The 11322-nt window shown below is 43.8% G+C and carries 14 protein-coding genes and 1 tRNA gene; 4 read left to right on the top strand and 11 right to left on the bottom strand.

Annotated features, from left to right (window positions below; translation table 11 throughout):
* Positions 1 to 79 precede the first annotated feature (79 nt).
* The 3 genes from HNR63_RS03590 to HNR63_RS03580 are packed head-to-tail and all read right to left on the bottom strand — an operon-like array spanning position 80 to position 3949.
* Complete coding sequence (locus HNR63_RS03590; protein ID WP_085788493.1) at positions 80 to 1495, bottom strand: NAD-dependent malic enzyme; 1416 nt, start codon at positions 1493 to 1495, stop codon at positions 80 to 82.
* A gap of 33 nt (positions 1496 to 1528) precedes the next feature.
* A complete protein-coding gene (gene aspA, locus HNR63_RS03585; RefSeq protein ID WP_181519799.1) occupies positions 1529 to 2938 on the bottom strand; it encodes an aspartate ammonia-lyase in 1410 nt (469 codons plus the stop codon).
* The gene (locus HNR63_RS03580; RefSeq protein WP_085788495.1) at positions 2939 to 3949 is read right to left on the bottom strand and encodes an asparaginase; all 1011 of its coding nucleotides are present in this window, start codon (positions 3947 to 3949) and stop codon (positions 2939 to 2941) included. It lies immediately after the preceding gene.
* Between the two features lie 184 nt (positions 3950 to 4133).
* Between HNR63_RS03580 and HNR63_RS03575 the strand changes: the two genes are divergently transcribed.
* Complete coding sequence (locus HNR63_RS03575) at positions 4134 to 4463, top strand: helix-turn-helix domain-containing protein (RefSeq protein ID WP_181519911.1); 330 nt, start codon at positions 4134 to 4136, stop codon at positions 4461 to 4463.
* A 13-nt stretch (positions 4464 to 4476) separates the two neighbouring features.
* Here HNR63_RS03575 and HNR63_RS03570 read toward each other — a convergent pair whose 3' ends face one another.
* Together HNR63_RS03570 and HNR63_RS03565 are read right to left on the bottom strand one after the other, a co-directional pair.
* Entirely contained in the window at positions 4477 to 5232 is a 756-nt protein-coding gene (locus HNR63_RS03570) for a serine/threonine protein kinase (protein ID WP_181519798.1), read from the bottom strand.
* Entirely contained in the window at positions 5229 to 5405 is a 177-nt protein-coding gene (locus HNR63_RS03565) for a hypothetical protein (protein WP_167333733.1), read from the bottom strand. Before HNR63_RS03565 ends, HNR63_RS03570 begins: the two co-directional genes overlap by 4 nt.
* 127 nt (positions 5406 to 5532) lie before the next feature.
* Between HNR63_RS03565 and HNR63_RS03560 the strand changes: the two genes are divergently transcribed.
* The gene (locus HNR63_RS03560) at positions 5533 to 6222 is read left to right on the top strand and encodes an AzlC family ABC transporter permease (RefSeq protein WP_181519797.1); all 690 of its coding nucleotides are present in this window, start codon (positions 5533 to 5535) and stop codon (positions 6220 to 6222) included.
* On the top strand, positions 6212 to 6517 hold the full coding sequence (locus tag HNR63_RS03555) for an AzlD domain-containing protein (protein WP_181519796.1): 306 nt from the start codon (positions 6212 to 6214) through the stop codon (positions 6515 to 6517). The genes HNR63_RS03560 and HNR63_RS03555 overlap by 11 nt, the downstream gene beginning before the upstream one ends.
* A 15-nt stretch (positions 6518 to 6532) precedes the next feature.
* On the opposite strand, the gene HNR63_RS03550 is transcribed toward HNR63_RS03555, so the two are convergent.
* The 6 genes from HNR63_RS03550 to HNR63_RS03525 form a co-directional block, all read right to left on the bottom strand.
* Positions 6533 to 7447, bottom strand: a complete 915-nt coding sequence (locus HNR63_RS03550) for a DMT family transporter (protein WP_181519795.1) — start codon at positions 7445 to 7447, stop codon at positions 6533 to 6535.
* Positions 7448 to 7931: 484 nt separating this feature from the next.
* Positions 7932 to 8318: a type II toxin-antitoxin system PemK/MazF family toxin gene (locus HNR63_RS03545; RefSeq protein WP_181519794.1), complete on the bottom strand. Its 387-nt coding sequence runs from the start codon at positions 8316 to 8318 to the stop codon at positions 7932 to 7934.
* The gene (locus tag HNR63_RS03540) at positions 8318 to 8626 is read right to left on the bottom strand and encodes an AbrB/MazE/SpoVT family DNA-binding domain-containing protein (protein WP_019418225.1); all 309 of its coding nucleotides are present in this window, start codon (positions 8624 to 8626) and stop codon (positions 8318 to 8320) included. Before HNR63_RS03540 ends, HNR63_RS03545 begins: the two co-directional genes overlap by 1 nt.
* Before the next feature lie 254 nt (positions 8627 to 8880).
* Positions 8881 to 9714, bottom strand: a complete 834-nt coding sequence (locus tag HNR63_RS03535) for an Rpn family recombination-promoting nuclease/putative transposase (protein WP_181519793.1) — start codon at positions 9712 to 9714, stop codon at positions 8881 to 8883.
* A 147-nt stretch (positions 9715 to 9861) separates the two neighbouring features.
* Positions 9862 to 9934: transfer RNA gene (locus HNR63_RS03530), tRNA-Val, on the bottom strand.
* Between the two features lie 99 nt (positions 9935 to 10033).
* Complete coding sequence (locus tag HNR63_RS03525) at positions 10034 to 10666, bottom strand: hypothetical protein (protein ID WP_171334687.1); 633 nt, start codon at positions 10664 to 10666, stop codon at positions 10034 to 10036.
* Between the two features lie 117 nt (positions 10667 to 10783).
* On the opposite strand from HNR63_RS03525, the gene HNR63_RS03520 reads away from it, so the two are divergent.
* Entirely contained in the window at positions 10784 to 11320 is a 537-nt protein-coding gene (locus HNR63_RS03520) for an HD domain-containing protein (protein ID WP_085789379.1), read from the top strand.
* Positions 11321 to 11322: the final 2 nt, after the last annotated feature.

The raw sequence follows: 11322 nt of genomic DNA, 5'->3' as shown, positions 1-11322 counted from the left end.
TATTTCAAACACGACAAAGAAGCAACGGAAGCTTATGCCTTAAAAAAACGAAAAAACATGGCGCAATGACGCCATGTTTTTATCGGAACATCATATCGTCTTTTCGGGCGACGCCTGTTTTGTATGCGGCTTTCATGACAGCTTCGCGCACGCGTTCAGCCACTTTGTTGTTAAAGACGCTTGGGATAATGTATGTTTCGCTTAATTCTTCGTCAGTGACGACAGAGGCGATCGCTTCGGCTGCTGCTAGCTTCATTTCTTCGTTAATTTCGATGGCGCGGCAGTCTAACGCCCCACGGAAAATGCCTGGGAAGCAAAGGACGTTATTAATTTGGTTCGGATAGTCTGAACGCCCTGTCGCCATGACGCGAACGTACGGTTCGGCAAGCTCTGGATCAATTTCTGGAACAGGGTTTGCCATCGCAAAAACGATCGGGTCTTTCGCCATTTTTTTCACATCTTCGACCTTCAAAATGCCCGGTGCAGATACGCCAATAAATACGTCCGCCCCAACGATGACGTCGGAAAGAGAGCCTGTCATATTTTCTGGATTCGTTAATTGCGCATATTCGTTCCAATACGGATTGTCGTATTGTACACCGCGATGAATCGCCCCTTGACGATCGACACCAATAATGTTTTTCACACCAGCCGCAAGCAATATTTTCGTGCAGGCGATTCCTGCAGCACCAATGCCTGTTAATACGACTTTAATGTCTTCAATTTTTTTATCTACAATTTTTAACGCATTTAACAACCCTGCAAGTAAGACGACCGCTGTTCCATGTTGGTCATCGTGGAAGACAGGAATGTCGAGCTCTTGTTTTAATCGTTCTTCAATTTCAAAGCAACGCGGTGCGGCGATGTCTTCTAAATTAATGCCGCCAAACGCCGGGGCGATCGCTTTGACGATTTGCACAATTTCTTCCGTATCTTTCGTATCTAAACAAATCGGAAACGCATCGACGCCCGCAAGCTGTTTAAATAACATCGCCTTCCCTTCCATGACCGGCATCGCGGCATACGGTCCAATATCTCCAAGCCCTAATACGGCCGTTCCGTCGGAAATGACCGCCACCGTATTTCGTTTAATCGTTAACGAATATGCCTTCGTCGGATCTTCCGCAATTGCCGTGCATACGCGCGCCACACCCGGCGTGTACACGCGCGCTAAATCATCGCGCGTTTTAATCGGAATTTTCGATTTCACTTCAATTTTTCCGCCGATATGCATTAAAAACGTGCGGTCAGAAACGTGAATGACTTTGACACCTGTCGTTTTCCGCAACGTATCGACAACTACGTCCGCATGTTTGGAGTCAAGAACGCTGACGGTAATATCTCGCACCGTATGTGTTTTGCTTGAAGAAATGACGTCGATGCCGACAATATCCCCGCCAGCTTGTCCGATCGCTGTCGCAATGTCGCTAAAAGCGACAACGTTTTTCGCAAATTGTAGTCGAATAGTAATGTGCATGTTTGCTCCGCTTGACATCGTATGTACCTTCCTTTTCTCTGTCGATTCGTGTTATTTTCCGGCAATGCCTGGACTTGTCATCGCATACGGGTCTAAAATAGCACGTAGCTCTGTTTCATTCAATAAATTTTGCTCGAGGCATAATTCACGCACCGATTTTCCGGTACGAAGCGCTTCTTTTGCGATGCGTGATGCCGCTTCATAGCCGATGTACGGATTGACCGCTGTAATGACGCCGATGCTGTTTTCGACATGTTGTTTTAGCCGTTCTTCATTCGCTTCAATGCCAGCTAAGCAGTAATCGGTAAACACGCGAAACACGTTATCCATCATATGAAGCGACTGAAGCAAATTAAACACAAGCACAGGTTCCATGACGTTTAACTCAAGCTGCCCTGCTTCCGATGCTAAACAAATCGTTTGGTCGTTGCCGATCACTTGAAACGCCACTTGATTTACGACTTCCGCCATGACTGGATTCACTTTTCCCGGCATAATGGACGACCCCGGTTGACGGGCAGGCAATGTAATTTCTCCAAGCCCTGCGCGCGGACCAGACGCCATGAGACGAAGATCGTTAGCGATTTTCGACATGTTGATCATACATATTTTTAAGGCAGCCGACACTTCTGTATACGCATCTGTATTTTGTGTCGCATCAACGAGATGTTCCGCGCGCACAAGCGGCAAGTCTGTCAAACGAACGAGATGAAAAATGACGCGCTCAATATAGACCGGATCGGCATTTAATCCTGTACCTACCGCCGTTGCGCCGATATTCACTTCGTATACATGTTGGCGCGACTGCGCAATGCGCTCCATATCGCGCTTTACGACGCGGCGGTATGCTTCAAATTCTTGCCCGAGCCGAATTGGAACGGCATCTTGTAAATGCGTCCGTCCCATTTTAATGACGTGATCAAACTGTTTTGCTTTATCGGCGAACGTATCGTGCATATGCTCCATCGTTTGAAGCAATTGGTTCACCATGTTTAACACCGCAATATGAATGGCCGTCGGAAACACGTCGTTTGTCGATTGTGACATGTTGACGTGCGTATTTGGACTAATGATATGGTAACTTCCTTTTCTCTCCCCTAACCATTCAAGTGCGCGATTCGCGATCACTTCGTTCGTATTCATATTGATCGACGTTCCTGCGCCGCCTTGAATCGGGTCAACGATAAACTGATCGTGCCATTGTCCTGCGATCACTTCTTCTGCCGCTTTGACAATCGCTTGACCAATGCGCACATCGAGCTGTCCCGTCTCCATATTCGCAAGCGCCGCCGCTTTTTTTACGATCGCCATCGCCTGAATAAGTTCGCGATGCAATCGATACCCTGTAATCGGGAAGTTTTCTGCCGCGCGCATCGTTTGAATGCCGTAATATGCGTCGTATGGAATTTCTTTTTCGCCAAGCAAATCTCGTTCGATTCGTACTGCTTTCGTTTGCATCATTTACGCATCCCAACTTTCTTCTTGTTTTTGTGTCATGTCATTTGCGATTGGCGTTTCCATCATATTTTTTATGTCAAGCAAATTCGTCGTTTTTCCTAGCGCCCACATGAGCTTCGGTACGATCGCTTCCGTATTCATATCACCGGATAAAATGACCGTATTTTGCGCCACTTTTCGCCCGACTTCGTATAACGTTAAGTCTTCCCCTTCTTCTAAACATTGCGTCGTAATGACGACGGCCATGCCATCGTCGATCAGTTCTTTTATTTTCGGCAACAAATTCCGCCCTTGAAACGGCACGCCGCCGCTTCCGAAGCTTTCGATAATGACGCCGCGATATAAATGGCGAATGTAATCAAATATTTCTGGCTTTGTGCCCGGATGAAGCTTCAACAAAAACACATCCGGACAAAGCGACGCATCAAACTGCAGTTTTCCGCTCGGTTTCGGAAGCTCATATTGATAATCAATCGTTTCTCCATGAATGTAGGCGACGTACGGATGGTTAATGCTTTCAAACGCATCGTAACTTTTCGTCCGCATTTTTACCGCTCTCGTTCCTAAAATGACGCGCCCATCGAAGACGACAAATACCCCGCCGACGTCTTCGCATGCAAAACGAAGCGCATCGCGTATATTTTTTTTCGCATCTGTTTTCGGAAAACCGATCGGCACTTGTGAACCGGTCAACACGATCGGTTTGTGGCTGTTTTGGATCATATATGATAACGCGGCTGCCGTATAAGCCATCGTATCTGTTCCATGCGTGACGACGAAACCGTCATATTGGTCGTAATGTGTATAAATCGCCTGAGCAATCTCGCGCCAATGTTCTGGCTGCATGTTTGTGCTGTCGATGTTCATTAAAATTTGGCTATGTAGCCGATACGGCTGATTGTCGATCGTAATGTAGCTCGTCAATTGTTCTGCCGTCAGCTTCGGTGTCAACCCTTCTTCACTCGGCACAGAAGCAATCGTGCCGCCTGTCGCAAGCAACAAAATGTTTTTCATCATCGTCACCTCAAATATGGCGATTTTAAGTCATCTATTGTATTCTTTGTGTCATGTAGTGTAAACTATAAATAAAATTGTTCGCGTTTCGCGTACCTTTACTTCAATTATATTTAGGAAAATAGAAAATAACAAGTATTTTTATTCGTTTTGCGAACGATGCATAGTAAGGGAGAGACAGATGATGATTTCGAAACGATTATCGGAGTTACGGAAAAAGAAACAATGGTCGTTGCAATATATTGCGGATCAGCTCAATATCGCAAAAAGTACATATGCAGGCTATGAATCGGGGTATCGTCAACCGTCGTTAGAAGCCGTCAAAGAACTCGCCATTTTATTTGGCACAACAACGGATTATTTGCTTGGGGCAACGGATGAAGAGAAACCGACCATTGAGCTGACGAATGCGACGTTTCATCTGACGGTCGATGGAGAAACGGTGACGGAAGACGAAATCGTTTGGCTAATTGCTTTTCTTCGCGCAAAACGCGACATCAAAAAAAAGAAATAGGCGCATAAAACGCCTATTGAATCATCACGACATCGCGCATCAATTGTTCAACGGAGGCATACGGCCGATCCAACTGCAACATGCGCCGCAACACATGGCGCGCCTCTTTTGACAAGGAAAGTTCGTCTTCCCAGCTTTTCTCTTTGTCCGCTGTCGGTTCATAAGAAGAATACAATAAAAACAATAAAAAATGACCGAGGGCATATATGTCGCTTTTTACATCAATCGTTCGCCTGAGCCGCTGTTCAAGTGTAAACAGCCGTTCATTTTTTTCGGATAAAAAGCGCGCAAGTCCAAAATCGAGCACATATACAACCCCGTTGCGAAAAACGATATTGGGGATGCGCAAATCGCGATGCACAATGCCGTGCGCGTGAATGTATTGCACGACACGCAACACATCCGCCAATAGTGAAAACGCTTCTTTTTCATCGTACGTTTTGTTTTTATCAAAAATAAGCGTCTCCATCGTATCTCCTTCAATGTATTCCATGACAAGATGCAACGTGCCGCGCACGTCAAACGAGTCGTACAACTTCGGAATTTGTGGATGATTGAGCTTTTTTAAAATGAGCGCTTCTCGTTCAAACGATGCGCGCCGCTTCTTTTTTTTCGTCCGCTTCATCTGTTTTAAAACGACAAGCTCCTTCGTTTCTTCATCGCGCGCCACATACGCCACACCATAGCTGCCTTCTCCAAGCTGCGTTTGAATCGTGTATCGCCCGTTTACGACCGTTCCTTCTCGATACGGCTTTTCAACAAACATCATGAACTGCCAAAAAAGCTAGAGAAAATGCTGTGGCTATGATGTTTTTTCTTATAATGCTTATAGCCGTATTGCGACGGATGGCGATGCGGACGGTACGTATAACGATCGCTACTGCTGTAACGATGCTTGTGCATATTTTTGTGTAAAAGCATGTCAAGCAATTTTTTCAACATAGTTATCATCCCCTTCATCACGGATAGCTTACTATACGGAAAAATAAGAAAAAAGTTTCATATTTAAAATATATCCTTGCGAAATAGAAAAAATTTTATGAAAATACAGAAGAAGGGGGGAATGTACATGTTTCGCGACGGAGTAAAATCAGGGACAGCGATTGCGATTGGATATGCGCCTGTTGCGCTTACGTTCGGTTTGTTAGCGAAATCAACAGGGCTGTCGCTTATGGACACGACGCTTATGAGCATGATTGTATTTGCGGGGGCGGCGCAATACATTTCGCTCAATTTACTATCTCTTGGCACCGGTCCGTTTGAAATCATTTTAACGACGTTTATTTTAAACATTCGGCATTTTTTAATGTCCGCATCACTCAATGAAAAAGCTGAACATGACGCACTTTGGAAAAAAGCACTATACGCATTCGGCATTACAGATGAAACGTTTTCTGTCGCCGCCATGAAAGAAGGAACGATCTCTGCTTCGTATATGTTCGGACTCATTTTCATTTCCTACAGCAGTTGGGTCGTCCATTCGGCCATCGGACATATTGTTGGCGGGTATTTGCCGGAAAACGTGCAAGTGAGCTTATCTGTCGCCTTGTATGCGATGTTTGTCGGGCTATTAGTCCCCGCCGTCAAAACAGAACGAAAGGCGCTTTGGCTTGCGGTGTGCTCTGGTCTCATGAACTGCGCGCTTTTATTATGGCTCAACGTCCCGAAAGGATGGGCCATCGTCATCTCTACAATCGTTTCGGCTATATGTATGCAATGGATTGTAGAAAAAAGAAAGGAGACGGAATATGCACAATAACCTTTTTCTCATTATTCTTGGCATGGGCATCGTGACATACATTCCGCGCATGCTTCCATTGACGGTTTTTCATCGCATCCACTTGCCGCCGTTTTGGCGCGGTGTATTGCGCAACGTCCCATACGCCACGCTCGGCGCTTTAATTATTCCGGGCATTTTTCTCATTCAAGACGATCCGGTATTTGGCATCCTCGGCTTTGTGAGTGCCGTACTGGCCTCATGGCTCGGCGCAAACGTCATGAGCGTCGTCTTCATATCCGTCCTTGTGTTAACTGTATATACGATAGTGTCATAGTAAAAAGTCAGCGCATCACACGCTGACTTTTTCTTCATTTTGCCGTTCGCTTTCCACTCCTTTTTTCTCCAACACAGCCATGACCACTGCAACAATAATGAACGTTCCACCAATCCAAAATGAGAAGCGCAATTGTTCATGCAAAAACAGCCAACCGAACAAAGAGCCGACAAGTGGCTGGAAAAAGAAAAAGAGCGAACCGACCCCGGCATCCATCATTTCCATTCCTTTATTCCAAAGAAAAAACGCCCCAGCCGTTGACACAATCCCGAGATAAAAAATCCCGAGCACGACCGAAAACGAAAACGTTTGTGACATCCCTTCCGACCATTCCCATACCATCATCGGCGTTGTGCCGATGAAAGCGACAAAAATCGCGTACGTCGTGATCACTAATACGGAAAGGCGCGCAGATGCGATTTTGACGAGCACAGATAAAAGCGCCCACGTCACCGCAGCTCCAACGAGTAAGACGTTCCCGAAAAACGAAGTCGCCTCCCCCTCGCTAAATCCAACGACGACAACAACTCCTGCTGTTGCGAGTAACAACGCACTTAGTTTCCTAAGCGTCATCGTTTCATTCAACATCCAGCGAGCGAAGATGACGATGAAAGCAGGCGTGGCCGACGTAATAAGCGAAGCCGTGTGCGCATCCGACCATTTCGTCCCGACGAACTGTAAGGAAATCGAAAGAACGTATCCAACAACTCCAATATATATGATCGGTTTCCAATCGTTTTTTCCTTTTGGCATCGGGATGCGCTTTAGTCGTAAAATCGTCCATAATACAAAAAAAGCAATCGCATAACGAAGCCATACGAGCGTAAATGGCGGAACGTAATCGAGCACATATTTACTAACGACATACATTCCACCCCAAATGCTAGCAGCGAGCGACAAATACAACGAACCGAAAAACGTTTGTCTCATCTTTTCTCCCTCCGTCTTTTTTCTTTTTTCTACAAGACGGAACGTGCGCTTGCCCCGTCTTAGGAGCAAGTTGCTGGTTGATCGTTTTCAAACAACATCGTTCTCCCCTCCTGTTCATTTGTTATTTCTTCATTGTATCAAATGTTTCGCCCGCTTTTACATATCACTTGGTTGTTTAAATCATATTTTTACTAGTTCATCACCAAAAGATGTACTTGCGCCAGCCATTAAAGAATCAACTCCCTGATAGGACTAGTTTTTTGCTATGTTGAACCGTTTACTGGACTCATTTTTCTTGTGGATTTAATGACAAAAGTAAGCAAACAAAATGCCAATTTGACTCACAACTTCCGCAATTAAAATAAAAACGACCAACTTACTAATTTCGGTTTTTCGACACCTGACCAACTAAAATTAGCTTTTCAACAATTATCAAGAAACTTTAAAGTAAAAAATAACCCTTTCTGAAAGAGAAAGGATTATGTCAAATCAGATATGTTTCTATTTTCGCTAGGCATTCATCAATTATTTTATCTATTTCTTCAATTTGTGCATCTTCTGGATTATACTTCTTTAAAATTTTTAGATTACGAGCTTTCCAATCCAATGATTTAATTTGATCAGTTAAAACTACCCCTGTTATTGGATAGCCATCGCCACCAAGAGATATTCCTTCTTTTGGTAAATCCACTTCGAAAGGGTAGCCCTTCTTTTGAGTGGTAATCGGACAAACAGCTATAAATCCTGTTGCTTGATTGAATTCTTTAGGCGATAAAACAATCGCATTCCTTCTCCCAGCCTGCTCATGCCCAGCTTGTGGATTGAAGTTTAAAACAACGAAATCGCCTCTCTCTGGTACGTCTGCTGACATTAAATCAATTCACGCCCTTCTATACCGAAATCAATTTCTTCGTGTCGATTTTCAGGTGTAATCTGTGATATTAGTTCTTCCAGTGTGTATTTTTTCCGTGTTCTTTTTGGTTTTAATGTGATGATACCTTCATTTCCAATCACATTTAATTCTATTTCGGAACCTTGTTTAATCCCTATTTGATCAGCAACATCTTTTGGGATACGAATGCCCAAACTGTTTCCCCATTTTTGAGCAACAACTGTAGACATGTAGTCTCCTCCTTTACTTTGGTTTATTTTGCTTTCTAAATGTTCCTTTGAGTTCATTATATCACCCCCCAACCAAAATGTATATACATAGTATATACGATCTTCCAAAAAATGATACACCTGATTTTTCTATAAAAACCAAATAATACCCTTTGAGAGAATTATTTGCAAGGTGTTGAAAAAGTATGTTGTCAAGAAAAGATTTTTTAATCGTCTCTATAGCACGTCAAATAAAGAACATTGTAATGTAATCTTGTGTGTAAAAACAATTTTTACAAAAACAAAAGAAGGTGGAGCGCTGTGGGGTCCCCTTACTCCAACAACCGCTCCACTTCTTCTTCCGAAAGGTCCGTGACGTTCGCAATATCTTTTACACTCATCCCTTTTTTCGCCATCGTTTGTACAAGGCGCTTCATTCCTTGTTTTATTCCTTGTTGTTCATATGAAATAATTAACTCCATCACTTTGTCTTTTTCTTTCGTCTCCATTTCATTCACCTCGCTTCGTAGTCTTCGTTCTTCTTCGTCTGATAGTTTTACATATGTTTCAAAAAAGCCAAACAATAATCGTTGTTTCGCTTCATCTAATTCCAATCGGACAAGCATGCGTAAAAATTGTTTTTTCAGTTCTACCCGTTCACTTTCAGTATATCCCATTTTGCTTAGCAGTGCAGCAGCGATTGGATTGTCTTGACGAATGTAGTTTCGCCAGTTTTGTTTGCGCAATTCGACAGTGAAAAAACGAAAGTCAAGCACGTGGCCAAAAGGAAATTGGAGGGTAAATGTCGATGGTTCGTCGCGGATCGTATCGTAGCTAAATACAGCAATAGGTACAATGTTTTTACGGTATTTTTCAAACAAACGGCTAAAATAAATAAACATCCGTTCTGGAAATGATGGTTGGACGTAGCTTTGGTTTTCGATATGCACGATCACAAGCCCATCTTCGCCTTTTAACTTCGTTTCGACAAGCAAATCGACGCGGTACTTTTCTCCTGCCGTCACATCGGTAAACAGCTCCTCGGATAAAAACGAGACGTGGCGAAAATCGATATGCTCGTGCATGGTTGGGAAAAAGAGAACGATAAATTCCTCAAAAAACGTTTGGATCAACTCTTTAAACAGACGATCGTGGTCAATGGACATATAGTCACCTCGCATACAATCGTTTCGATGTTTTTATTCGACAACATCGACTATTTTCCTGCATACGAAAACATTTGTGGTAGTCAAGAGGAGAGGTTAAATACAACGAAAAAACCCCGAGCTCTCTAAAAGAACTCGGGGTTGTGATGATTCCGACTGGGCTCGAACCAGCGACCTCCACCCTGTCAAGGTGGCGCTCTCCCAGCTGAGCTACGGAATCGTATGTTGTCCTATCGAACACATTTTTTATTATACTCACCACCTCTCACATTGTCAAATACTTTTTTAAAAAATTTTTTAGCCATTGCCTAGGCAATGGCTAATGGCGGATAAAGTCGATGTGAGTACCTTGGAAAAAACCGTCTTTATATTCGTATGTGACGATTAAGCTGCCGATGTATTCGCCTTTTTTTCGTTCGAGGAGTAAAACGGCTTTCAGCTTTTGTTTATCGAGCGCGTATTTTAAAAAGCGGTCGAATGTCGTCTTTACCCCTTTTTGTCCTTCGCGTGCGTACGGAATGAAAGCGTGAACGTGATCAATGATTAGCTCTGTTCCTTCGTCCGTCTCTTTCATTTTCATGCTTTTTAAAACGACGGCGCGCGGATCTTCGACGATCATTTCTTCTATGCCGTTTTCGTGATGGGCAAATACGTGCACTTCATTTTTATACGTGCCGTTGCCGCGTGCTTTCACGAGAAAAACGACGACATCTTCCTTTCCATCGTCCGTCACATCAACAGAATACAATTGCGGAGTCGCTTTCGGGTCATTGATATGTTCCCATTCTGGAAAAGCATACGTCGCTTTTCCGACGTGAAGCGTAAAATGACGCACCCAATCTCCGTCTTCTTTGCCGCATAGTTGCACGTTTGCTTCCTCTAATTTTTTCGTACAAGCATGTCCATTGAACGAAAGCGCTGTCATAACCGATAATAACAATGATAAAAACATACGCGTCCTCCATACTTTTTTCACTTAGTATGAAAGAAAAAAAGAAAAAATATGTATTGCCTTCCTTAAATAAGACATGGTATGATAATTAGAAAAACAAAAAAGGGGGCATGCACGATGAGACGTGTCACATTAACTGACATCTTCCTTCACCCCATTACTCAAAAATATTTGAAACGTTCAGGCGTCGCCCACGCTATCGCTACCGCATACCATGCGTATCGCCTTGCCCTGCAATATGGAGTCAATGTTGATTTAGCGACAAAAGCGGCACTGCTTCATGATATTGGGCATTATGAATGGTACTCAAACGGAACTTGGGACTATGAAACATATAAACAAAACGACATTCATGCGATTAAAGGGGCGGAGCGAGCGCACAAATTGCTTATTCGACTCGGTGAACATCCTCAACATGCTAAAGAAATCGCCCTCGCCATTTTGCTTCATACCGATTCGTATCTTCCAGAAGGAGAGCTAAACCGAAAACCGCTTCAGACGATCGTTAAACTTGCCGATGAAGCAGATGAAGAACCAGGTGGCAAACATCACTATCGCCAAATCGATGACGAACTCGCTTTGAAAAAAATTCAACAACTCGATCGCATGGTCGAGCAACAACTACAACGAGATGCCCTCGACCAAATTAGCTAAGG

The sequence above is a fragment of the Anoxybacillus ayderensis genome, assembly GCF_013761015.1.
GTDB lineage: Bacteria > Bacillota > Bacilli > Bacillales > Anoxybacillaceae > Anoxybacillus > Anoxybacillus ayderensis.
The sequence above is the reverse complement of the archived record's forward strand: the minus strand, read 5'-3'. Positions and strand labels throughout refer to the sequence as shown.